The 21,737-nt window shown below is 68.5% G+C and carries 25 protein-coding genes; 17 read left to right on the top strand and 8 right to left on the bottom strand.

Annotated features, from left to right (window positions below; genetic code table 11):
- Positions 1–78 (top strand): hypothetical protein (locus BST11_RS29320; RefSeq protein ID WP_425320604.1); only part of this gene is annotated, 78 nt, incomplete at its 5' end.
- A gap of 8 nt (positions 79–86) precedes the next feature.
- Here BST11_RS29320 and BST11_RS24395 read toward each other — a convergent pair.
- Both BST11_RS24395 and BST11_RS24390 read right to left on the bottom strand, forming a co-directional pair.
- Entirely contained in the window at positions 87–1,406 is a 1,320-nt protein-coding gene (locus BST11_RS24395; protein WP_211284779.1) for a class I SAM-dependent methyltransferase, read from the bottom strand.
- Positions 1,403–2,803, bottom strand: a complete 1,401-nt coding sequence (locus BST11_RS24390; protein WP_083140814.1) for an FAD-binding oxidoreductase — start codon at positions 2,801–2,803, stop codon at positions 1,403–1,405. The genes BST11_RS24395 and BST11_RS24390 overlap by 4 nt, the downstream gene beginning before the upstream one ends.
- A 93-nt stretch (positions 2,804–2,896) precedes the next feature.
- Between BST11_RS24390 and BST11_RS24385 the strand changes: the two genes are divergently transcribed.
- Positions 2,897–3,343, top strand: a complete 447-nt coding sequence (locus BST11_RS24385) for an SRPBCC family protein (protein WP_083140813.1) — start codon at positions 2,897–2,899, stop codon at positions 3,341–3,343.
- Here the strand turns inward: BST11_RS24385 and BST11_RS24380 are convergent.
- Positions 3,340–4,101, bottom strand: coding sequence for an Rv3717 family N-acetylmuramoyl-L-alanine amidase (locus tag BST11_RS24380; RefSeq protein WP_211284778.1), 762 nt, complete (start codon positions 4,099–4,101; stop codon positions 3,340–3,342). The genes BST11_RS24385 and BST11_RS24380 overlap by 4 nt on opposite strands.
- Positions 4,102–4,198: 97 nt before the next feature.
- Between BST11_RS24380 and BST11_RS24375 the strand changes: the two genes are divergently transcribed.
- Entirely contained in the window at positions 4,199–4,552 is a 354-nt protein-coding gene (locus tag BST11_RS24375; protein WP_067326714.1) for a YbaB/EbfC family nucleoid-associated protein, read from the top strand.
- A 13-nt stretch (positions 4,553–4,565) separates the two neighbouring features.
- On the top strand, positions 4,566–5,177 hold the full coding sequence (recR, locus tag BST11_RS24370) for a recombination mediator RecR (protein ID WP_067326711.1): 612 nt from the start codon (positions 4,566–4,568) through the stop codon (positions 5,175–5,177).
- A gap of 3 nt (positions 5,178–5,180) precedes the next feature.
- On the opposite strand, the gene BST11_RS24365 is transcribed toward recR, so the two are convergent.
- Together BST11_RS24365 and BST11_RS24360 are read right to left on the bottom strand one after the other, a co-directional pair.
- A complete protein-coding gene (locus BST11_RS24365; RefSeq protein WP_083140811.1) occupies positions 5,181–5,888 on the bottom strand; it encodes a type 1 glutamine amidotransferase in 708 nt (235 codons plus the stop codon).
- Positions 5,881–7,131, bottom strand: coding sequence for a Mur ligase family protein (locus tag BST11_RS24360; RefSeq protein ID WP_083140810.1), 1,251 nt, complete (start codon positions 7,129–7,131; stop codon positions 5,881–5,883). The genes BST11_RS24365 and BST11_RS24360 overlap by 8 nt, the downstream gene beginning before the upstream one ends.
- Positions 7,132–7,210: 79 nt before the next feature.
- Here BST11_RS24360 and BST11_RS24355 point away from each other — a divergent pair, with 79 nt between their 5' ends.
- The 3 genes from BST11_RS24355 to BST11_RS24345 are packed head-to-tail and all read left to right on the top strand — an operon-like array spanning position 7,211 to position 9,262.
- Positions 7,211–8,203, top strand: coding sequence for a DEDDh family exonuclease (locus BST11_RS24355; protein WP_083140809.1), 993 nt, complete (start codon positions 7,211–7,213; stop codon positions 8,201–8,203).
- A gap of 43 nt (positions 8,204–8,246) precedes the next feature.
- The gene (locus BST11_RS24350; RefSeq protein ID WP_083140808.1) at positions 8,247–8,699 is read left to right on the top strand and encodes a hypothetical protein; all 453 of its coding nucleotides are present in this window, start codon (positions 8,247–8,249) and stop codon (positions 8,697–8,699) included.
- A complete protein-coding gene (locus BST11_RS24345) occupies positions 8,699–9,262 on the top strand; it encodes a TetR/AcrR family transcriptional regulator (protein WP_083140807.1) in 564 nt (187 codons plus the stop codon). The genes BST11_RS24350 and BST11_RS24345 overlap by 1 nt, the downstream gene beginning before the upstream one ends.
- A 27-nt stretch (positions 9,263–9,289) precedes the next feature.
- Here BST11_RS24345 and leuA read toward each other — a convergent pair whose 3' ends face one another.
- Positions 9,290–11,395 carry a 2-isopropylmalate synthase gene (leuA, locus tag BST11_RS24340; RefSeq protein WP_142276538.1) on the bottom strand — a complete coding sequence of 702 codons (2,106 nt, stop codon included), beginning with the start codon at positions 11,393–11,395 and terminating at the stop codon, positions 9,290–9,292.
- 324 nt (positions 11,396–11,719) lie between these two features.
- Here leuA and BST11_RS24335 point away from each other — a divergent pair, with 324 nt between their 5' ends.
- The 3 genes from BST11_RS24335 to BST11_RS24325 are packed head-to-tail and all read left to right on the top strand — an operon-like array spanning position 11,720 to position 15,168.
- Positions 11,720–12,985: an aspartate kinase gene (locus BST11_RS24335; RefSeq protein ID WP_083140806.1), complete on the top strand. Its 1,266-nt coding sequence runs from the start codon at positions 11,720–11,722 to the stop codon at positions 12,983–12,985.
- Positions 12,986–14,029 carry an aspartate-semialdehyde dehydrogenase gene (locus BST11_RS24330; protein WP_083140805.1) on the top strand — a complete coding sequence of 348 codons (1,044 nt, stop codon included), beginning with the start codon at positions 12,986–12,988 and terminating at the stop codon, positions 14,027–14,029.
- A 26-nt stretch (positions 14,030–14,055) separates the two neighbouring features.
- The gene (locus BST11_RS24325) at positions 14,056–15,168 is read left to right on the top strand and encodes a DUF4185 domain-containing protein (RefSeq protein ID WP_276033893.1); all 1,113 of its coding nucleotides are present in this window, start codon (positions 14,056–14,058) and stop codon (positions 15,166–15,168) included.
- Between the two features lie 14 nt (positions 15,169–15,182).
- Here the strand turns inward: BST11_RS24325 and BST11_RS24320 are convergent, their stop codons facing one another.
- Positions 15,183–16,388, bottom strand: a complete 1,206-nt coding sequence (locus tag BST11_RS24320; protein WP_083140803.1) for a tyrosine-type recombinase/integrase — start codon at positions 16,386–16,388, stop codon at positions 15,183–15,185.
- Positions 16,389–16,390: 2 nt separating this feature from the next.
- On the bottom strand, positions 16,391–16,921 hold the full coding sequence (locus tag BST11_RS24315; RefSeq protein ID WP_142276536.1) for a helix-turn-helix transcriptional regulator: 531 nt from the start codon (positions 16,919–16,921) through the stop codon (positions 16,391–16,393).
- 95 nt (positions 16,922–17,016) lie between these two features.
- On the opposite strand from BST11_RS24315, the gene BST11_RS24310 reads away from it, so the two are divergent.
- From BST11_RS24310 to BST11_RS24285, 7 genes are all read left to right on the top strand, one after another.
- A complete protein-coding gene (locus BST11_RS24310; RefSeq protein WP_083140801.1) occupies positions 17,017–17,229 on the top strand; it encodes a helix-turn-helix transcriptional regulator in 213 nt (70 codons plus the stop codon).
- 101 nt (positions 17,230–17,330) lie between these two features.
- Complete coding sequence (locus tag BST11_RS27310; protein ID WP_142276535.1) at positions 17,331–18,005, top strand: hypothetical protein; 675 nt, start codon at positions 17,331–17,333, stop codon at positions 18,003–18,005.
- Positions 18,006–18,082: 77 nt separating this feature from the next.
- Positions 18,083–18,247 carry a hypothetical protein gene (locus BST11_RS28035; protein WP_169834957.1) on the top strand — a complete coding sequence of 55 codons (165 nt, stop codon included), beginning with the start codon at positions 18,083–18,085 and terminating at the stop codon, positions 18,245–18,247.
- Complete coding sequence (locus tag BST11_RS24300; protein ID WP_211284777.1) at positions 18,247–18,558, top strand: DUF2742 domain-containing protein; 312 nt, start codon at positions 18,247–18,249, stop codon at positions 18,556–18,558. Before BST11_RS28035 ends, BST11_RS24300 begins: the two co-directional genes overlap by 1 nt.
- Positions 18,555–20,354, top strand: a complete 1,800-nt coding sequence (locus tag BST11_RS24295; RefSeq protein ID WP_083140799.1) for a hypothetical protein — start codon at positions 18,555–18,557, stop codon at positions 20,352–20,354. The genes BST11_RS24300 and BST11_RS24295 overlap by 4 nt, the downstream gene beginning before the upstream one ends.
- A 271-nt stretch (positions 20,355–20,625) precedes the next feature.
- Complete coding sequence (locus BST11_RS24290) at positions 20,626–20,835, top strand: hypothetical protein (RefSeq protein ID WP_142276533.1); 210 nt, start codon at positions 20,626–20,628, stop codon at positions 20,833–20,835.
- Positions 20,836–21,023: 188 nt separating this feature from the next.
- Positions 21,024–21,422: a hypothetical protein gene (locus BST11_RS24285; RefSeq protein ID WP_142276532.1), complete on the top strand. Its 399-nt coding sequence runs from the start codon at positions 21,024–21,026 to the stop codon at positions 21,420–21,422.
- Positions 21,423–21,737: the final 315 nt, after the last annotated feature.

The following is a 21,737-nucleotide window of genomic DNA, read 5'->3' as shown; positions in this document are numbered from 1 at the left end:
CCGCGGCGCGATCCCGAGGAGGTCGCACTCGAGCTGCTGCAGAACGAGCTGGGCGCGCGCCGAATCGACGGAGGCTGACGGCCGGCCTAAGGAGTCCACCATGGCCGCAGCGGCAGGCGGTCGTCGCCGCTGGCGTCCACCTTCGCCGCCAGCACGTGATGCAGCTGCAGGTTATTCCGCTCGAAGGCCACCCGCGAGGCCGCCATGTACAGGCCCCACACCTTGGCCGTGGCCAAGCCGACCTCGGCGACCGCCTCGTCCCAGTGTTCGACCAGGTTGCGGCACCAGTCGCGCAGCGTCATCGCGTAGTGGTGGCGGAAGTTCTCGGTGTGCAGCACCTCGAAGCCGGCGTCCTGGATGTCGCTGACGATGCGGCCCGAGCCGGTCAGCTCCCCGTCCGGGAAGACGTAGCGGTCGGTGAAGCCGCCGGCGAAGGGGCTCGAGCGGTTGTCGTGGCGGGTGATGCAGTGATTGAGCAGCAGCCCGCCGGTGCGCAGCTTGGACTTCAGGAAGCCGAAGTAATCCGGGTAATTCTTGACCCCGATGTGCTCGGTCAGGCCGATCGAGGAGACGGCGTCGAAGGCGGTCTCGGCGATGTCCCGGTAGTCGGAATGCCGGACCTCGGCAAGGGCCGTCAACCCGTCGTTCTCGATCGCCCGTTGCGCCCAGGCCGCCTGCTCGGCCGACAGGGTGGCGCCGATCGCGCGGACCCCGCGCCGCGCCGCGTAACGCACCATGCCGCCCCAGCCGCAGCCGACGTCGAGCAGCCGGTCGCCCGGCTGCAGCCGCAGCTTGTCGAAGACCAACCGGTACTTGTACTCCTGGGCCTGCTCCAGCGTCGCGTCGGCGTCGGGATAGACCGCGCAGGTGTAGGTCATCGACGGGCCCAGCACCCATTCGTAAAAGGTGTTCGAGACGTCGTAGTGGTGGTGGATGGCCTCGGCGTCGCGGGTCTTGCTGTGCACGACGCCGGCGGCGACGCGCCGCCACCGCGGCGGTGCCTCCTCGGGGGGCGGGGCGACGGGCAACAGGTGCTCGACGCCGATGGAACGGACGACGTTGGCCAGCACCCGCGCCGAGGGCCGCCTGAATTCGACCCGGTCGGTCAGGGTCTTGAGCAACGGGTACGGGTCGCCGGGGTGGACACCGTACGTCTGCAGTTCACCGGACACGTACGCGCGGGCGAGCCCGAGTTCGCCCGGGGCCGTCGCCAGGTAGGTGGCGCCCCGGGGACTGCGCAGGTCCAGACCCAGCTCGGCGTCCTCGCTACCGGCACAGCTGCCGTCGTACGCGGTGAACTTCAGGGGGTGGCGCCCGGTTGCGGCGAAGACCTCCAGGATCTCCGCCATGCTCAGCTTGCCGCCGGGGCGCGCACTGGTGTGATGGGGTTGCCGCGTGGTCGTCATCGTCGTTGCACCGCCTTCGCGTAGAGGTCGAGGAGACGAGAATCCGGATCGTAGGTCTTCTTGACGGTTTTGTAAGCCTCCCCGCCGTAGAGCTCGTCAAACTCCTCGCGGGTATAGAACGAATCGGAGTACAGCGACTTGTGCCCGTCGAGCTCGCTCACCTTCGCCTCGATCAGCCGGTTCGTGCCGCCCGGTGTCGCGCCCGCGGGCACCGAGGACCAGAAGCCGATATTGACGTAGGTGTGATCCGGGCGCATCGGATACAGCGGCCATCCGTCGCGGTCGCGCAGCCGCAACGGGCACAACCAGATCGGCGTGATGGGCACGTTTTCCAGGAACCACTCCAGGAATGCGCGGGTCCGTTGGATCGGCACCTCGATGTCCTGCACCACGCGCTCGCGGGGCGGGCGGCCCCGGCGCGTCTCGATCCGGTCGGCGATGCCGAAACGCTGGTCCAGCGCGACGAGTTTCCAGTAGACGCTGCTGCGCCGGTAGCGGCGCGGCCACCAACGCCGCACGCGCGGGTTCTGCGCGCCGAACGCGCGCGAGCACCAAAACCAGTCGGTGTCCCAGCGCCAGAAGTAGTCGTGGATGGTCAGCCGATCGTCCTTGGTGGCTTCCGTGGCTTTCGGCCCGGCGGCGTCGTGCCGAATGGATTGGTAGTAAATGTTTTTGCCGGTGTAGTCGCTGACCGGGCCGGGGGTGGTGGTCCGCCGGCCCACGCACAGGTAGCTTTCGTCGGCGCTGAACACCACGCCGTCCAGGTAGTCCACCGGGGCGCCGCCCAGTCCACCGGTATCGATGATGCGTTCGGCCGCCGCGACCAGGTCGGCCAGCGAACGGAATCGGATGTGCCGCAGCGCCACAAACGGTGCGACGGGCTCCAGCTCGATCCGAAGCCGCGTCGAATACCCCAGGGTCCCATACGAATTGGGAAACGCGCGGAACAGGTCGGGGTGCCGGGTGCGCGATGTGGTGAGCAGTTCCCCCGCACCGGTGAGGATATCCATCTCCAGCACCGATTCGTGGGGCAGGCCGTTGCGGAACGACGCCGACTCGATGCCCAGCCCGCTGACCGCACCGCCGAGCGTGATGGTCTTCAGCTGCGGGACCACCAGCGGCGACAGGCTGTAGGGCAGGGTCGCGGCGACCAGGTCCTCGTAGGTGCACATGCCGGCCACGTCGGCGGTGCGCGCCTCGGGGTCGACCGAGAGAACGCCGGTCAGTCCGGAGGTATCCAGCCCCCGGGCATCGTGTTTGGTGCGGGCGCGGAACAGATTTGAGGTGGGCTTGGTGAGACGGACGGCGGACGTTGCCGGGATGGATCGATAGCTCGCCATCAACCGGTCGACGCCCGCTGCGTGCGCGGACAGTGCGGATCCAGGGACAGGCACCACATATACCCTAGTCTCCGGACACCACCCGTGCACCCGCGCGCGGGCGCCGGCACAAGAACATCGGAAGACATCCAAGCGAGGGAGACGCGCGCGATGGGCCAGGTGAGCGCAGCCAGCACGATCTTGATCAATGCGGAGCCCGAGGCCACCCTCGCCGCGGTCGCGGACTATCAGACGGTGCGCCCGAAGATCCTGTCCCCGCACTCCAGCGAGTACCAGGTGGTGCAGGGCGGGCAGGGGGCCGGCACGGTCGCCAGGTGGAAGCTGCAGGCCACCAAGTCACGGGTGCGCGACGTGCAGGTCGACGTCGACGTCGCCGGCCACACCGTCATCGAGAAGGACGCGAACTCGTCCATGGTCACCAACTGGACGGTGGCGCCGGCCGGACCTGGCTCCAGCGTCACGGTGAAGACAACGTGGACCGGCGCGGGCGGCGTCAAGGGCTTCTTCGAAAAGACCTTTGCGCCCTTGGGGCTGAAGAGGATTCAGTCCGAGGTGTTGGCCAACCTGAAGAACGAACTGGAGGGCCAGCCCGGCTAGCGCGCCTGGCCCTGGGTGGCCAGGAAGCCCGCGACGCCGCGGACGAGCGCGTCGGCGTATTTCTGTCGGCCCTCGGGCGATTCCATCAGCGCCGAGTCCACGGGATTCTTCATGTTGCCGCACTCGACGAGGACCGATGGGTACTGCGCCAGGTTCAGGCCGGCCAGGTCCGACCGCCCATACAGGCCGTCCTGGCCGATGTAGTTGGCCGGCGGAATGCCCGACGCCCGCATCTGGTCACGCATGATCCGGGCGTACTGCACCGAGGGCCCGGCCTGCGCCTGGTTGAGGGGCGGCGCCGAGTAGTTGACGTGAAATCCCCGACCCGACGGCGGGCCGCCGTCGGCGTGGATGGAAAGGATCGCGTTGGGGCGCATCGCGTTGGCGGCGTTGGCGCGCGCGTCGACGCACGGCCCCAGCCCGGTGTCGTTGCCGCGCGACAGGGCGGTGCGCACGCCCAGGGCGTTCAGCTCGGCGCGCACCCGCAGCGCGGTGTCCCAGGTGAACGTGTGCTCGGAGTATCCGCTGTTGGTGGCCGTCCCGCTGGCCTGGCAGTCCTTGGTGCCGCCGCGCCCGGTGGGCACCTGGCGGTTGATGGAGGCGTCGTTCGCGCCGTTGTGGCCGGGGTCGATGAAGACGACCATGCCGGCGATATTGGACGGCACCGCGTTCGCCACCGGCATGATTGCCGCGGCGGCGGCGACCAGCACGCCGACCACCGATTTGATTCCGACACGCGTGCTCACTCGTAGGTCCACGGCGCAAAGGTAACGTCGCGCGTCTACGCTGGGGGTTTCGAATCGCCCGGCACCCGCAGGCGAAACCAACTCGAGACCGAGATGCAAGGGGATTGTCATGCAACCCGGAGGCGACATGTCGGCCCTGCTCGCCCAGGCGCAGCAGATGCAGCAAAAGCTCCTCGAGGCCCAGCGCCAGCTCGCCAACGCCGAGGTTCGCGGCCAGGCGGGCGGCGGCCTGGTCGAGGTCGTCGTCAAGGGCAGCGGCGAGGTGGTCGCGGTGAAGCTCGACCCCAAGGTCGTCGACCCCGGGGACATCGAGACGCTGCAGGACTTGATCGTCGGCGCCATGGGCGACGCGTCGTCACAGGTCACCAAGATGGCGCAGGAGCAGCTGGGTGCCCTGGCCGGCGGGATGGGCGCCCCACCCGCCCAGCCGCCCGCGCCGCCCACTCAGATGCCGGGGCTGTAGACCTCACTGCGACATGTTCGAGGGACCCGTCCAGGATTTGATCGACGAGCTCGGCAAGCTGCCGGGCATCGGACCCAAGAGCGCGCAGCGCATCGCGTTTCACCTGTTGTCGGTCGAACCGCCGGAGATCGACCGGCTGACCGCGGTGCTGTCGAAGGTCCGCGACGGCGTGCGGTTCTGCGCGGTGTGCGGCAACGTCTCCGACGACGAGCGGTGCCGCATCTGCGCGGATCCGCGCCGGGACGGGTCCCTGGTGTGCGTCGTCGAGGAGCCCAAGGACGTCCAGGCCGTCGAGCGCACCCGCGAATTCCGCGGGCGCTACCACGTGCTGGGCGGTGCGCTCGATCCGCTGTCCGGCGTGGGTCCCGAACAGCTGCGCATCCGCGAGCTGCTGAGCCGCATCGGTGAGCGCGTCGACGACGTCGACATCACCGAGGTCATCATCGCCACCGATCCCAACACCGAGGGCGAGGCGACGGCCACCTACCTGGTTCGGATGCTGCGCGACATCCCCGGCCTGACCGTGACCCGGATCGCGTCCGGGCTGCCGATGGGCGGCGACCTGGAGTTCGCCGACGAGCTGACGCTGGGCCGCGCGCTGACCGGCCGCCGGGCGATGGTCTGACGGCTAGCGAGCCGATAGCCGCTCGCGGCGCAGCAGGTCAACCTCGGGCAGCTCCAGCGGCGCCAGCTCACCGGCCACCTTGGTCAGCAGCAGGTCGGCCAGCTCCGGGTTGCGGGCCAGGCACGGCCCGTGCATGTAGGTCGCGACCACACTGCCCTGCACCACGCCGTCGAAGCCGTCCCCGGCCCGGTTGCCCGCGCCCGTGACCACCGCGCCCAACGGCGCCGCCGCGTCCCCCAAAACCGTGCCGCCCCGGTGGTTTTCGAAGCCGGTGAGCCGCTGGGTCAGCCCGGCCGGCAACGGCTTGCTGACCAGCTCCCCGATGGTGCGCGCGTCCTGCGGCGACGTCGTCGCGTCCAGCATGCCGACGCCGTCGACGCGTTCGCCCGACGACGTCTCGTACCAGTGCCCCAGCACCTGGACGGCCGCGCAGATCGCGAGCACGGGCGCGCCCCGGTCGGCGGCGCGCTGCAGGCCGGGGTAGCGGATCAGGTGCCGGGTGGCCAGCCGCTGCGCGTAGTCCTCGGCCCCGCCCAGCGTGTACAGGTCCAGCGATTCGGGCACCGGGTCGGCCAGGGTGATCTCGACGATCTCGGCCGCGATGCCCCGCAGGCGCAGCCGCTGGCGCAGCACGACGGCGTTGCCGCCGTCGCCGTAGGTGCCCATCACGTCGGGCAGCACCAGCCCGATCCGCACCGTCGAATCAGCCATGGCGCGCCAGCCTGCGCTGCAGCTGAAGGAACGCGGTGTAGTTGGCGACCACCTCCACCCGCCCGGGCGGGCACGACGCGATGGCCGCCGCGGCGTCGTGCACCAGGGTGTGCTCGACGCCCGCGTATCCGAGCCGCACCGCCAAGTCGGTGCCGCGTTCGCCGGCGGCGACGACGGGGGTGGTTTTGAAGGCCTCCGCGAAGTGCTCGAAGCGCACGTCCCACAGCCAGGACAGGTCCTCGCCGTCGGGCACCTGTCCGTTCACCGCGATGACCACCCCGGCGGCGTGCTGGTCCACCATCGACAGCGCCTCCTGCCAGCCGGCGGGGTTCTTGGCCAACAGGATTCGCGCCTCGTGCTCGCCCACCCGCACGCTGCGATAGCGGCCGGCGACCTCGTCGATGCCCGACACCGCCGCCACGGCCTTCGCGGGGTCCGCGCCGAGGGCGACGGCGGCGGCCACGGCCTGGGCGGCGTTGCCGCGGTTCACCGCGCCCGGCAGCGCCAACCGCATCGGCAGGGCCAGGCCGTCGGGCCCATAGAGGGTGTGGTCGTCGAACCACCACTGCGGGCTGGGTCGCTTGAAATCGGCGCCGGTGGAGTACCAGTGCCCCCGGTCGCGGACGATGACCTCGCCGCTGCGCGGGCAGCTGACCGAGTCGTTGGCCCAGGCGCCGCCCGCGGCCACCCACACCACGTGGGGGCTGTCGTAGGCCGCGGAGGTCATGAGGACGTCGTCGCAGTTGGCGACGACGACCGCCGCGGGATGCCGGGCCAAGCCGGTCCGCAGCGTGCGCTCGATGACGTTGATCTCGCCCACCCGGTCCAGCTGGTCCCGTGACAGGTTGAGCAGGACCACGACGCTGGGGTCGGTGGCGTCGGCCACGTGCGGCACGTGCATCTCGTCGACCTCCAGGACCGCCAGCGAAGCGTCCCGGTCGGCGGCCAGGGCGGCCACCAGCCCGGCGTCCATGTTGGCGCCCTCGGCGTTGGTGGCCACGGGCATGCCGGGGCCCAGCGTGCCGACCGCGGCCGCCGCCATCCGGGTGGTCGTCGACTTGCCGTTGGTGCCCGTGACCAGGACGGTGCGCCGCCCCGCCCCGAGCTGGCGCAGCACCGAGCGGTCCAGCGTCATCGCCACCAGGCCGCCGATCATGGCCCCGGCTCCGCGCCCGGTGACCCGCGAGGCCCACCGCGCGGCCGCCCCCGCGGCGAGGGCCAGGCGCGCTCGGGTGGTAACCACCCGGGCAGTTTATGTGCTGAGTGCCGACACGACGCCGGAGCGACGGGGCGATGTCGGTGCGACGTGCCATCCTCAGCGTATGAACGCGGTGTCCTGGGGTCGTCCGGCCACCGAGCCGGGTACGGGTTGGGCCGTCATCGACGTCGAGACCTCGGGCTTTCGCCCAGGTCAGGCCCGGATCATCAGCATTGCGGCGCTCGGCCTCGACGCCGGCGGCCGGGTCGAGCGGTCCGTCGTCAGCCTGCTCAATCCCGGCGTCGACCCCGGCCCCACCCACGTGCACGGCCTGACCGCCGCCATGCTCGAGGACCAGCCGCAGTTCGCCGACATCGTCGACGACCTGGCCGAGGTGCTGCGCGGCCGTACGCTGGTGGCCCACAACGTCGCCTTCGACTATGCGTTCCTGGCCGCGGAGGCCGAGCTCGCCGAGGCCGAGCTGCCCATCGACGACGTCATGTGCACCGTCGAGCTGGCGCGGCGGCTGGACCTCGGGGTCGACAACCTGCGGCTCGAGACGCTCGCCGCGCACTGGGGCGTGGTCCAGGAGCGGCCGCACGACGCCTTCGACGACGCGCTGGTGCTCACCGGGGTGCTGGAGTCGGCGCTGGTTCGGGCGCGCGAACGCGACATCTGGCTGCCGGTGCATCCGGTGACGCGCCGCCAGTGGCCGAACGGGCGGGTGACCCACGACGAGCTGCGCCCCCTGAAGGTGCTGGCGTCGCGGATGCCGTGCCCCTACCTCAACCCGGGGCCCTACGTCCGCGGCCGGCCGCTGGTCCAGGGCATGCGGGTGGCGCTGGCCTCCGAGGTCAGGCGCACCCACGAGGAACTCGTCGAGCGGATCCTGCACGCGGGGCTGGCCTACAGCGACGTCGTAGACGGCGAGACGTCGCTGGTGGTCTGCAACGACGCCGCGCCCGAGCAGGGCAAGGGCTATCACGCCCTGCGGCTGGGGGTGCCCGTGCTGTCCGACGTGCAGTTCATGGACGGCGTCGGCGCGGTCGCCGGGGGCACCAGCATGGAGGAATTCACCGACCTCACCGCGGCGGACGAGCAGCTCGCCCTGTTCTGAGGGCCCTTGTCATCACTACATGCGTAGTGGTACCGTGGGTGGCATGAGTACCACTACATATGTAGTAGCCAAGCGATCCCGGTGGGACGCCTACCGCCGGCACGGCTACTTCTTCCGCCCGGCGGCGATGCTCACCATTTCGCTCGGCGTCGCCATGCACCTCTACCGGGCCATCTTCGGGGACGCCCGCACCCTGCAACACGTCATGAACGTGACGAACGACCGGATCCTGCTGATCCCGATGACCTATGCGGGCATCACCGGCATCCTCGTGTGGCGGCGTGTGCAGTTCGCCAACAAGCCGCACCGGGCGCTGTTCACCGGATCGGTTGTCTACATCGCGGGCAGCGTGCCACTGCACGTCTACTGCTCCTACATCGCCATGGACACCTCGGTCGTCACCTGGTTCCCGATGTGGTTCAGCTACTTCCTGCTGGTCCTGGTCTACCCGGGGTTCCTGACGATGTTCTGGCGGCTGCGCTACAAAGACGCCTGATGCCCCCCAACGCCGGACGTCGCGTCCAGATCCTCGACGCCGCGATCGGCATCCTCGCCGACACCGGCCTCGGGGGTCTGACGCACCGCCGCGTCGACGACGTCGCCAAGCTGCCGTCCGGCACCACGTCGAACTACTTCCGCACGCGCCAGGCCCTGCTCGAAGCCACGGCGGCCCGCACCGTCGATTTGCATTGGCAGCGCGTCGAGGCGCTGCGGACGGCGATCGGGTCGCTCACCAAGGATGGGCTCAAAGCCCTGATGACGCGGATGCTCTCCGACCCCGACGAGCAGTTTCGCCGTTACACGCTGGCTCGCTTCGAGTTGTTCCTCGAGGGCACGCGCCGGCCCGGGCTGCAGCCGTTCCTGCTCGAGCTACAGGCCGCCGCGGTGAAGTCCGCCACCGTCATCTTCGAGGCGGCGGGCCTGGCCCCGACGGCCCAACAGATGGACGAGCTGAGCCGCCTGCTCAACGGCTACGTGTTCAGCAAGCTCACGATGCCGACCGATGCGGACCCGGCGGGGCTGGTCGACAGGCTATGGAGCGCTTACTTCGACGCCTAGGCCCGGTGGTGCCGCGCCTGCGATCGGCTAGCGTACTGCCCGGTTGATCGCCGAGACCACGGCCCGCAGCGAAGCGGCGGTGATCGACGGCGCAATGCCGACGCCCCACACGGTCCTACCGGACACCGACCTAGATGGGTGCCGACCCGCTTCGCCCGGCTGCGCCGCGCTCGCGATCGACACCGGGCCCGATGGGTGCCGACCCGCTTCGCCCGGCTGCGCCGCGCTCGCGATCGACACCGGGCCCGATGGGTGCCGACCCGCTTCGCCCGGCTGCGCCGCGCTCGCGATCGACACCGGGCCCGATGGGTGCCGACCCGCTTCGCCCGGCTGCGCCGCGCTCGCGATCGACACCGGGCCCGATGGGTGCCGACCCGCTTCGCCCGGCTGCGCCGCGCTCGCGATCGACACCGAAGCCTCCACGTAGGCCGCGGCCTGCGCGTCGTCGCCCGCGCTCATCGCGTGTTCGGAGTAATCCAGGACGGCCACCTCGAACCCGACGTGCCCCAGCGCGTCGACGAACGCGGCGAGCGGGCCGTTGCCGGCGCCGCTGACCTCGGTCTCCACCCCGTCGATCTTGACGGTCGCGGTGATGGTGGTCGTCCCGGTGTCGTCCTCCGACGCGTCGACGCGCTGCCTGATGCGCTCCAGCGGCCGCGTGGGGGCCAGGTACTCCTCGTAGAACGCGTCCCACATCTCCTTGGGCGAGACCTCGCCGCCCTCGCCGTCGGTGCCCTCGGCGATCTTCTGGATCACCTGGGAGAACTCGATCTGCAGCCGGCGCGGCAGTGCGAGGCCGTGGTCGGTCTTCATGATGTAGGCCACCCCGCCCTTGCCGGACTGTGAGTTGACCCGGATCACGGCCTCGTAGGTGCGGCCGACGTCCTTGGGGTCGATCGGCAGGTACGGCACCTGCCAGAGCATGTCCTCGACATCGGTGTCGGCGGCGTCGGCGTCGAACTTCATCGCGTCCAGGCCCTTGTTGATCGCGTCCTGGTGGCTGCCGGAGAACGCCGTGTAGACCAGGTCCCCGCCGTAGGGGTGCCGCTCGGGCACCGGCAGCTGGTTGCAGTACTCCACGGTGCGCCGGATCTCGTCGATGTTGGAGAAGTCGATTTGGGGGTCCACGCCGCGCGAGAACAGGTTGAGCCCCAGCGTCACCAGGCACACGTTGCCGGTGCGCTCCCCGTTGCCGAACAGGCAGCCCTCGATCCGGTCGGCGCCGGCCTGGTAGCCCAATTCGGCTGCGGCAACGGCGGTTCCGCGGGCGTTGTGCGGGGGCAGGCTCAGGATCACCGAATCCCGGTTGGCCAGGTTGCGGCTCATCCACTCGATGGAATCGGCGTAGACGTTTGGCGTGGCCATCTCCACCGTGGCGGGCAGGTTGAAGATGATCGGGTCGTCCGGCGTGGGCCGGATGATCTCGCCGACGGCGTCGCACACCTGCTTGGCGTATTCGAGTTCGGTGCCGGTGTAGGACTCCGGCGAGTACTCGAAGCGCCAGTGCGTGCCGGGGCGCTTCGCGGCCTCCTCGACGCACTTGCGCGCGCCCTCGGTGGCGATGGCCTGCACCTCGGCCCGGTCGGCGCGGAACACCACGCGGCGCTGCAGGATCGACGTCGAGTTGTAGAAGTGCACGATGGCCCGCGGCGCGCCGTCGCACGCCTCGAAGGTGCGCTCGATGAGTTCGGGTCGGCACTGGGTCAGCACCTGGATGGTGACGTCGTCGGGAATGGCGCCGTCGGCGATGATCGCGCGGACGAAGTCGAAGTCGGTCTGGCTGGCCGAGGGGAACCCGACCTCGATCTCCTTGTAACCCATGCGGACCAGCAGGTCGAACATGCGGCGCTTGCGGGCCGGGCTCATCGGGTCGATCAGCGCCTGGTTGCCGTCCCGCAGGTCCACCGCGCACCACAGCGGGGCGCGGGTGATGACCCGGTCGGGCCAGGTGCGGTCGGCGACCCGGATGGGCTCGACTTCCTCGGCGAAGGGCCGGTACCGGTGCACGGGCAGCGACGACCCGCGCTGCGGGTTCCACGAGGGCTGGCCGGGGCCCGGCGGGCCGGCGGGTTTGACGATGGTGCGCGCCTTGAAGGACTCGGTGTAGGCGTCGGGGCCGAAAGACTCAGGAATGCTGTTCACGGTAGTTGCTCCGGGGGTTGGGAAGGAACCTCAGACCGGCGCATCGCGACTCCCGCGACGGGAGGCCGGTCTGGATCAGGCCCCGTCGCGGCGTCCGAGGAGGAGCACCCACTGCACGGCCTGAACTCTACCGCGATTGACGCCGCCAGGGAAAATTGCGCGAAAGTTCGGCCGGGAATTCCGGGGTGCATCGCGTGTGCGGGAGGGCGCGGCCGCGGTGGCGCCCGGAAAATCGAGATGCGCGGGCACGTATCCTGTGGTGGACTCACCGCGCAATTGGCGCTGCCGATCCGAGACAGAAAAGAGCAACAGACAGTGGCGCTCGTCGTGCAGAAGTACGGCGGATCATCCGTGGCAGACGCCGACCGCATCCGCCGGGTGGCGGAGCGCATCGTCGCGACCAAGAAGCAGGGCCACGATGTCGTCGTGGTCGTGTCCGCGATGGGCGACACCACCGACGACCTGCTGGATCTGGCCCAGCAGGTCTGCCCGGCACCGCCGCCGCGGGAACTCGACATGCTGCTGACGGCCGGCGAACGCATCTCCAATGCCTTGGTGGCCATGGCGATCGAATCGCTTGGCGCACAGGCGCGCTCGTTCACCGGTTCGCAGGCCGGCGTGATCACCACCGGCACGCACGGCAACGCCAAGATCATCGAGGTCACGCCGGGACGGCTCAAGGACGCGCTGCACGAGGGGCGCATCGTGCTGGTCGCCGGGTTCCAGGGGGTCAGCCAGGACACCCGCGACGTCACCACGCTCGGTCGCGGCGGCTCGGACACCACCGCGGTCGCCCTGGCGGCGGCGCTTGGCGCCGACGTCTGCGAGATCTACACCGACGTCGACGGCATCTTCAGCGCGGACCCGAGGATCGTGCACAACGCGCGCCGGCTGGACACCGTCACGTTCGAGGAGATGCTCGAGATGGCGGCCTGCGGCGCAAAGGTGCTGATGCTGCGCTGTGTCGAATACGCTCGCCGCTACAACATGCCGGTGCACGTCCGGTCGTCGTACTCGGACAATCCAGGCACCGTCGTCAAGGGATCGATCAAGGACATGCCCATGGAAGACCCCATCCTCACCGGCGTCGCACACGACCGCAGCGAGGCCAAGGTGACCGTCGTCGGGATCCCCGACATCCCCGGCTACGCGGCGAAGGTCTTCCGGGCCATCGCCGAGGCCGACGTGAACATCGACATGGTGCTGCAGAACGTGTCCAAGGTCGAGGACGGCAAGACCGACATCACCTTCACCTGCTCGCGCGACAGCGGACCCACCGCGGTGGCCACGCTGGACGCGCTGCAGGAGGAGATCGGCTTCACCCAACTGCTCTACGACGACCACATCGGCAAGGTGTCGCTGATCGGGGCGGGCATGCGCAGCCACCCCGGCGTCACCGCCACCTTCTGTGAGGCGCTGGCGCAGGTCGGCGTCAACATCGAACTCATCTCCACCTCCGAGATCCGCATCTCGGTGCTGTGCCGGGACACCGAACTAGACAAGGCGGTCGTGGCGTTGCACGAGGCGTTCGGGCTCGGCGGGGACGAGTCGGCGACGGTGTATGCGGGGACGGGCAGATAGATGGTTGCGTTAGGTGTAGTGGGCGCCACCGGCCAGGTGGGCCGGGTGATGCGCGCGCTGCTCGAGGAGCGGGACTTTCCCGCCGCCGGTGGTGAGTTGAAGGTGCGGTTCTTCGCCTCCGCGCGCTCGCAGGGCCGCAAGCTGACCTTCCGCGGTCAGGAGATCGAGGTCGAAGACGCCGCGACGGCGGACCCGACCGGGCTGGACATCGCGGTGTTCTCGGCCGGCAGGACGATGTCGCTGGTGCAGGCGCCGCGCTTCGCCGCCGCCGGGGTGACCGTGATCGACAACTCCTCGGCCTGGCGCAAGGACCCCGACGTGCCGCTCGTGGTGTCCGAGGTGAACTTCCCCGACGCGCGCAACCGGCCGAAGGGCATCATCGCCAACCCGAACTGCACCACCATGGCCGCCATGCCGGTGCTCAAGGTGCTGCACGACGAGGCGCAACTGGTGCGCCTGGTGGTCTCGAGCTACCAGGCGGTGTCCGGCAGCGGCCTCGCCGGGGTCGAGGAGCTGGCCGGCCAGACGCGTGCCGTCGTGGACGGCGCCGAGCGACTGGTGTACGACGGCGGCGCGTGCGAGTTCCCCGAGCCCAAGACCTATCTGGCGCCGATCGCGTTCAACGTGGTGCCGGTGGCGGGCTCGCTGGTGGACGACGGCTCCGGGGAGACCGACGAGGACCAGAAGCTGCGGTTTGAGAGCCGCAAGATCCTCGGCATCCCCGACCTCCTGGTGAGCGGCACCTGCGTGCGGGTCCCGGTGTTCACCGGGCACTCGCTGTCGATCAACGCCGAGTTCGCGCGGCCGTTGTCGCCGCGGCGCGCCCGGGAGCTCCTCGACGGCGCCCCGGGCGTCAAGGTGGTCGACGTGCCGACACCCCTGGCCGCCGCCGGCGTCGACGAATCGCTGGTCGGCCGGATCCGCCAGGACCCGGGCGTGCCGGGCGGACGCGGCCTGGCGCTGTTCGTCTCGGGGGACAACCTGCGCAAGGGCGCGGCGCTGAACACCATCCAGATCGCCGAGCTGCTCGCGCCTGAATTGTGATCCCGCGGGTCCGCTCCGCCCGCTTGTTGTACACCGCACTGGTGGCGTGTTCCCTTGTGCCACAGTCTGTTTGGCTTGCGCACGCCGACCCGCCCGCGCCGGTCCCCGAACCCGTCCTGCAGCCGTTGGCGCCGGGTCAGGTGCTGCGGATCGGGCCCACGGCCGGCACCGGGACCCCCACCCGCGACTACGGCATCGGGGCGACCGACCTGTGCGAGTTCGTCGAGTTCCCCACCGAGCTGCTGCAGGTGTGCGGCGACAGCTTCGCCGGCCAGGGCGTTGGCTTCGGCGGCTGGTACTCGCCGGTCGCCCTGCACGTCGACACCGCGTCGGTCGACGACCCCGCCGGGGTGCGCTACACCGGCGTCACCGGGATCGGCAAGCCGCTGCTGGCCGACCCCACGCCGCCGGGAGACTCGCAGCTGCCGGCCGGGGTGGTGCAGATCAACCGGCGCAACTACCTGATGGTGACCACCACCCACAACCTGGAGCCGCTGAGCTCGCGGCTCGTCACCCCCGAGGCGGCACACGGCAGCTGGCAGACCGTGCCCGGGTCCCGGCGCGACGCGTCCTATCAGGGGGGCTCGCAGACCCAGATCAGCGGGTACTACGACCCGATCCCCACGCCCGACTCGCCGACCGGCTGGGTGTACGTCGTGGCCAACAGCTTCACGCGGCGGAATTCGGTGCTGCTCTACCGCGCGACGCCGCAGGCCTTCACCGACCGGTCCCGCTGGCAGGGCTGGGCGTCGGGCCCCGACGGCGGGTGGAACAAGCCGCCGACACCGCTGTGGCCCGACCAGGTCGGCGAGATGTGCATCAGGCAGATCGACGGCAAGGCCGTGCTGTCGTACTTCAACGCCAGCACGGGCAACATGGAGGTCCGGGTGGCCGACGACCCGACGTCGCTGGGCACCGCGCCCGTGACGACCGTGGTCCAGCACGACGAATGGCCCGACCCGGCGGAGAGCCTGCCGCCGCCCTACGACAACCGGCTCGCCCAGCCGTACGGGGGCTACATCTCGCCCGGTTCCACCCTCGATGAGCTGCGGATTTTCGTCAGCCAGTGGGACACCCGGACCCGGGCGACCGCCCCCTACCGGGTGATCCAGTTCGCGGTCAACCCGTTCAAGCCCTGATCAGAGGCCATATTTCAGCCTTCCGTCCGCAGTGCGTCCGCAGCAGGTCCAAGCGCCTGGTCGACCAGTCCCGCGGCGGCGTTGCGGGTGCGGTCGTTCGCGTCCGGCCAGAGGTGGCTGTACGTGTCCAACGTGACTGATGCCGACGAGTGCCCGAGGGCGCGCTGCACCGTCACCACGTCGCACCCGGCAGCGATCAGACCCGAGGCGTAGAAGTGCCGGAGATCGTGAAGCCGGTACTCAATGCCGATCTTCTCGCGGACCTTGCGCCACCACCGCGCCACCGTCGCCGCGTGCGCCGGCAACAGCTCGTTGCGGGCGCCCTCGAACAACCACCTGTCCGGGTCATCACCGGGCCGGTACAGGCGCACGTGCTCGGCCAGAATCTTCACCAGGCCATCAGGGACGTACACCGTGCGCTCGGACCCGTACTTGGGCCCGCGGATCTCCATCCGTCCGTCATCGGTCCACTGCACCTGCCGCTGGACCCGGATCTCCCCGCGCAGGAACTCGACATCAGAGACCTTCAACGCGGAGGCTTCCCCCCGGCGCAGGCCGGCGAACGCGCAAACCGCGATGAACGCCGCATACCAAGGCTCAATGTCATCGGTAGCGCGGATCGCCGCGCCGACCTCCTGGGCGGTCGGAATGCTCATTGCAGCCGAGGCTTTCCGCACTCGTGGCAGGCGTATCCCGGTGGTGATGTCTCGGGCCATGAAGCGGTCCCGGACGGCGGCGCGGAACACATTGCGCACATTCGCGAACCGGGTGCGGATCGTCGTCGGCTCGAGCTCGTTGTCCTGCATCGCCTTCACCCACGACTCGACGTGTGAAGGCCGGATATCGCCCAAGCCGATGTTGCCGAACGTCACCGAGTTCGCGGCCAGGTCCATCGAATGCGCCGTTCCAGAAACCCACACCTGCCGCGACGACCAATCGTTGTAATACGACGCGAACGTGACCTTCCCCAGCTTCGGGTCAACATAGGTGCCGGTCGCGAACTTCGTCGTGATCTCGGTATCCAGCCACGACTGCGCATCAGACTTGCGGGCAAAGCCCTTCGCGTGCTCGCGGCCATCTTCATCGACATACCTTGCCCGCCAACGCTTTCCCTTGCCGGAGGCGGCGCTAGGCACAGTCTCGATCGTGCCATCGGGAAGGCGGACCGTCTTCGACCAACGATCCTCCACACCGGCGCGGCGATTACGGATTTGCGTCATAGCTAATGTCCCTCCTGAAGTTTTCGTCGGAGAGAGCCAAGTTGAATGTCTTGTGTGAGCTTGGACCACATCGCCAGTCCGTCACGGCCTTTCACGAGTGCCTCTTGAATCTCTGACGGCGGATTGGCCTCAACCTTTAACAGCGCGACCTCGTCAGCTTCAAGACGGGCTAGGTCCACGCGCGCCAATTCGGCTGCGAGGATTTTGCGCAGGTTTTCCAGCATCGATAACGAATGAAGCGCCGAATCTCTTTGTCCAGCAAGGTCGCGTCGATATCCGCGGAGCTCGGCTGCGTCGTGGTCCGATTCTGTCATCGCCTCGACGTCTGTCCCAAAGATGCGCGCAAGTTCGATGGCCTCGGCCAACTGGATCTGGCGTTCCCCGTTCTCAACCTTGTACACAGTCGCGGGATGCCACCGAAATCCCCCGCGGCGCATCCGTTCGGCTAGTTCTGCCTGTGTCATGTGCGCGATATCTCGATGCTTCTTTAGTGACTCAACGAATGCGGCTTCGCTGGGCGGGCGGTCGGACACTTGCCAACTGTATCCAACTTAGAGTGCGGAAACCAACCAAATCAGTGTTACTCTGATCTGGATATAACAGCCCAACCAGATTGGAGCATCGAAATATGGCAGGTGACGAGCTGCTGACCACGAAGCAGGTGGTCAAGCGATATCCGTTCTTGAACGCTGGGACGTTGCGCTTCTGGCGAAGTACCAACCAGGGACCGGCGAGCTTCACGGTCGGACCACGCGGCCGTGTCGTGTACCGGCGGTCGGAGATCGAGCGGTGGCTCGCCGAGCAGGAAACCGCAACCCGCCGCGGCGGCGGCGCTGCCTGATGGCCGCCACCAACAAGAAAGCGGCCCCCGTAGGTCCCGGTGCGCGAACACCGGGCGGGGACCGCCCCAACCCATCCATGACAGAACAGGAGACACACATCATGACACAGGCCAACAACGTCCCGCTTCCTCCAGGCGCATCACCGTGCCCGGACGGCTGGGAGGCATGGGACAACGAGTACCGGATCATTTACGGACAGGAGCGCAAAACAGACCAGGTTCGGGTCCAGGTTTCTGCTGTCCAGCTCCCCAACGGCAGCCTGGATACCGCCGAGGGGCCTTCACGGTCAGGTCCTGGTATCCACGTCGAATCGAGCTGGTATGACATCCTGTCCAGCTCCCAAGCGCGCGAGGTCGCGGCCACGATGATAGCCGCCGCCGACGAGCTCGACACCTGGACGCGTGAGCGCCGCCATTGCCCGTTCGCGTGGTGCACCACCAGCTCAACCGACGTGAACGCTGACGACCACTGGTCGGGTATCACCTATACCCCGGCGTCGCTCCGCCACGGCAACCCCTCCTATCTCAGTGAGGACAAATCGCCGCTCACGGTTGGTGCCGGGGTGGCCTACGTCGAAGGCAGCGTGCCCGCGGTCGTCGTACACCTCGATGGCGGCGAGTCCGACTACGACCACGACGCCTTCCTGAAAATTGCCGAGGCCTACCAACTTCGGCGCGCGCTCGATCAAGCGATTGACCACGCGACCGAGGCGTTCAACCACATGCGCGACGACATCCTCGGCAGCGCCCGCAGCATCCAGGGCGGTGCGAAGTGAGCAGCCAGTCGCGCCAGCGCCGCCCGCGGCTGCGTCGTTGTGACCGCTGTGGTCGCCGGGGCCGCAGCCTCGCGGCCATGGCCGACTGGAACGTGGTCGTCGAGTACGGGGTTGTCATGGGTCTGCTGTGCCCGGCGTGCCAAACCCCGGAAGAGAACGCCGAGGCCGCTGTCAACGAAGCCACCCTCGACTACTTCATGGTGGGCGACCGGATCGCCGGAACGCCCAAGGGGATCTGCTGATGGCCCAACACGACCTTGACTCCAGGTCGGTGGACTGGTTTTCGGTCAATGTGTTCGTGGTTCCGATGCTCAACCAGGCGGGGAGCTGGCCATTGGCCGGCTCCCCCGCCTGGCGGCAGCTCCCCGACGAGCATCCGGCCAAACTCGCGGCCGTACTGGATGGCGGCCGCCACCACGCGCTCCGGGTCGACACCGCCCAAGCGGCACTGGCTGAAGCCTCCCAGGCTATTTCGGCAGCCGCGGACTGGGCAGCCGTCGCGCGCGACATCCGCCGGCGCAACGCGGTCTTCATCCCGAGGAGGCCCGCGTGACCGACACCGAGGCATTCTTTCTCGATTCCGGCAGCGACCAGCTGGCCAAGATCTACCACTGGGCCCGTGCTCGGTATGCGGCGCCGTGGGCGGTGTTCTTCGCCGTGCTGCTGCGGGTGGCCGCGAGCGTCGGGCCGCACGTGCAACTGCCCGGCACTATCGGCGGCCGCGCCAGCCTTAACCTGTTGTGCGCCTTCGTCAGCGCCTCCGGCGGCGGAAAAGGCATCTCCGACAAGGTTGGTCGCCTCGCGTGGCCAACCCCGATCCTCGAGCTTCCCATCGGCAGCGGCGAAGGCATCGCCGCCACATTCAAGAAGCCAGATAAGCCCGACGCGGACAACGAGCCGATCACTGCGGCGATCTTCAGCATTCCCGAGATCGACACGCTGGCCGGCATCGCAGCCCGCCAGGGTTCGATCTTGTTGGCTCAGCTCAAGTCGATGGCGATGGGCGAACAACTGGGTCAGTCCAACGCCTCGAAGGCCACCAGTCGCGTCGTCGCGGCCCACTCCTATCGGTGCTGCCTATCGGTCGGCGCCCAACCCGGCCACACCGGGGTCATATTCAACGACACGACCGGCGGTACGCCGCAACGGTTTTTGTGGTCACCGACCACCGACCCCGGTATGCCGGCCACGGCATCGCCGGACCCCGACCCGCTGGATACCGCATTGCCGCTCTGGTGCCCGGGAGAAGACGGTGTCGTGGAGATTACCTACGGGGTACCGGAAATCGCGGAGGCGGTCATTGCCGCCCATATCGCGCGCCAGCGCGGGGAAGCTGATCCACTCGACGGACACTGGATGCTGACCCGTCTCAAGGTTGCCGCGCTCCTGGCGATCATGCACCACCGCAGCGTGGTCTCCCAAGCCGACTGGGAGATGTCCGCCGGCGTCATGGCCGTCTCCGACGCCACGCGCGAATGGATCGTCAACGAGGCCCGGAAGGCCGAGCGCGAGAAGGTCCGCGCCAGGGCCATCGCCAGGGCCGTCGGAGACGAGGTCTACGACCGCCGGCTACTCGACAGCGTCAAACGCAGCATCGTGCGAATGCTCGACCACGATGGCGAGCAAGCCGGGAACGAACTCCGTAGCCGACTGGGCAAGCGAGAGAAACGTGACCTCTTCGACCAGGCCGTCAGCGAGTTAGCTGCGGATGGGTACGTGGAGTCGTTGGCGGTTGATCGCGGCACGCGGTACCGGTTACTGCGAAGTGGTCAGGGTGACCAACCCGGTCAGGGTCGATATCCGCACGTCAGCGAGGGTGACCACATTGGTCAGGGTGACCAATCGAATAACATCACCGCTCTTGATTCCCGCAGGTCGCACCAATCCGAGCGCCCGAAGCTGTCGTGTCAGAAGTGGTTCAACAACCACATCGCCGAACTCCGCGCGGCCGGGCACACGACCGCGGAATCGTTTGCTGTGTACCGGGCCGGCAAGGCTGCGGGCTACAGCCAGAGCAGCCTATCGATGGCCGCATCGTCCAACCCCGACGTCGAGGTGATCGCCCGGACCAAACGCGGCGCCACATGGTCAATCACCGGCCAACAGCAAAGCACCTACACCTCAGCCCCGGACTTCTTCGCCCAATACCTCGACCGCCTGCCCGCCGGGACCGCGACGATCGATCAGGACGACTACCGGCGCGCGGCCAAGGCCGCCGGCTACGACGACGCGACAGCCTGCCGAGCCGCAACCAGACATCCCCGTATCGAGTCGATACCCGTCGATGGGCACCGCGCCGGCAGCCACGACCGGACCTGGCGAGTGCTTCCCGACGAGGAGGTGTCATGAAACGACCGATCTGGCAGGCATACGCCGATACCGGCGCGCTCGATATCAGCTGCCCGAACTGCGCGGCCGAACCAGGCCACTGGTGCACCAAGCCCGACGGCCGGGTCAGACGTGTTCCCTGTGTCCAGCGCGCAGCCGCCGGTGTCGACACTGGCGACGGAAGACCCTACGCGCCCCGCGACTTCAGCCAACCCATCCACGCAACCGATTGACAGGAACAAGCCGCATGAACGACTTCACCACTGAGCCCGCAGGGCCGCCACGAGAGCCCGTGACCGTCATTCCGCACCGCCTGGAGTACGTGTACGCCGGCCACCAAAACGGCGTCGACGCCATCGAACTGCGCGCCACCGACCGCGCCGGCGTCACCACTGTCCTGGTGCTGTCAGCGCCGGCCGCCCAGCACATCGCCGCGCACCTGGCCGGAATGCTGGCCGACCTCGACGAGCTACGCCGCCGCTACAACACCGACAACAACTAAGACACAAGGAGAATAGTGAAATGACCGAAGGACCAACCGAAGCCACCACGGAACCCGCCGGCCAGAGCGCCGGCGAGCTTAGCCCCGAACAGGTCCAGACTCTGGTCGCGGCAACCGCGCAGGCTGAATTCGAAGACTCGATGCGACCACCGAAACGACCTGCCGGCAACGACTCCGATGATGAATCAGTGGCAACAGCAGACCAGGAATCAGATGATGACGCCAACGCCAATCACGAGGCAGCCAAGTGGCGCACCAAGCTACGCGAATCCGAATCCCAAAACACCGCCATCGCAACGCGGCTCGAGAACATGCAACGCGCCGCCATCGACACCCACGTCACCGCGCTCGGCATGAAACCCGCCGCGCTATGGGCGTCCGGCGCCAAACTCGAGGACCTGCTCGACGACACCGGCGTCCCCGACGCCGCCAAGGTCGCGCAGGCCGCGCAGGCCGCCAAGGAAACACTCGGCATCGTCGCCGTCAAACCGAGCAAGCCCGTCGGCTCGCTACGTTCGGGCGCCAGCGCGCCCACACCCAAGGGCAACAAGTGGGTCGAGGCATTCGGCCCGCACGGCAGCGAATAACCACGGATTGTCAGTACCGCCTGTAACATTGGTGTCTATCCGCCAGGTGCGGAACGGCTAGCCGGCCAGGTGCCCAGCCGAAACCCCGTTGAATTTCACGCGCGGGTTTCCCCGTGCGCACCTGGAAAGGCAATCTGAAATGGCTGATTTAACCACCTCGACAACCGCGGCAGGCTGGGCAAGAGACGAATACACCTTCGCCCCGCTGGATGTTGTCGCCCCAGCGCTCATCAACCAATGCACGATGGTGTCCGGCGACATCGAAGGCGACGAGCCGAGCCTGCACGTCGCCTACGTCGTCGACCAGCTCGACGC

It is taken from the genome of Mycobacterium alsense (genome assembly GCF_002086635.1).
GTDB lineage: Bacteria > Actinomycetota > Actinomycetes > Mycobacteriales > Mycobacteriaceae > Mycobacterium > Mycobacterium alsense.
This window is presented reverse-complemented; position numbering and strand designations above follow the sequence as displayed.

Excerpts from the sequence above, each read along its gene's own strand:
- BST11_RS24355 (WP_083140809.1), top strand. The coding sequence starts at position 7,211 with ATGAACGCGGTGTCCTGGGGTCGTCCGGCCACCGAGCCGGGTACGGGT.
- BST11_RS27310 (WP_142276535.1), top strand. The coding sequence starts at position 17,331 with ATGACACAGGCCAACAACGTCCCGCTTCCTCCAGGCGCATCACCGTGC.
- BST11_RS24365 (WP_083140811.1), bottom strand. The coding sequence starts at position 5,888 with ATGGCTGATTCGACGGTGCGGATCGGGCTGGTGCTGCCCGACGTGATG.
- recR (WP_067326711.1), top strand. The coding sequence starts at position 4,566 with ATGTTCGAGGGACCCGTCCAGGATTTGATCGACGAGCTCGGCAAGCTG.
- BST11_RS24300 (WP_211284777.1), top strand. The coding sequence starts at position 18,247 with ATGGCCCAACACGACCTTGACTCCAGGTCGGTGGACTGGTTTTCGGTC.
- BST11_RS24345 (WP_083140807.1), top strand. The coding sequence starts at position 8,699 with ATGCCCCCCAACGCCGGACGTCGCGTCCAGATCCTCGACGCCGCGATC.
- BST11_RS28035 (WP_169834957.1), top strand. The coding sequence starts at position 18,083 with ATGGCCGACTGGAACGTGGTCGTCGAGTACGGGGTTGTCATGGGTCTG.
- BST11_RS24320 (WP_083140803.1), bottom strand. The coding sequence starts at position 16,388 with ATGACGCAAATCCGTAATCGCCGCGCCGGTGTGGAGGATCGTTGGTCG.
- BST11_RS24350 (WP_083140808.1), top strand. The coding sequence starts at position 8,247 with ATGAGTACCACTACATATGTAGTAGCCAAGCGATCCCGGTGGGACGCC.
- BST11_RS24385 (WP_083140813.1), top strand. The coding sequence starts at position 2,897 with ATGGGCCAGGTGAGCGCAGCCAGCACGATCTTGATCAATGCGGAGCCC.
- BST11_RS24395 (WP_211284779.1), bottom strand. The coding sequence starts at position 1,406 with ATGACGACCACGCGGCAACCCCATCACACCAGTGCGCGCCCCGGCGGC.
- BST11_RS24375 (WP_067326714.1), top strand. The coding sequence starts at position 4,199 with ATGCAACCCGGAGGCGACATGTCGGCCCTGCTCGCCCAGGCGCAGCAG.
- BST11_RS24330 (WP_083140805.1), top strand. The coding sequence starts at position 12,986 with ATGGTTGCGTTAGGTGTAGTGGGCGCCACCGGCCAGGTGGGCCGGGTG.
- BST11_RS24310 (WP_083140801.1), top strand. The coding sequence starts at position 17,017 with ATGGCAGGTGACGAGCTGCTGACCACGAAGCAGGTGGTCAAGCGATAT.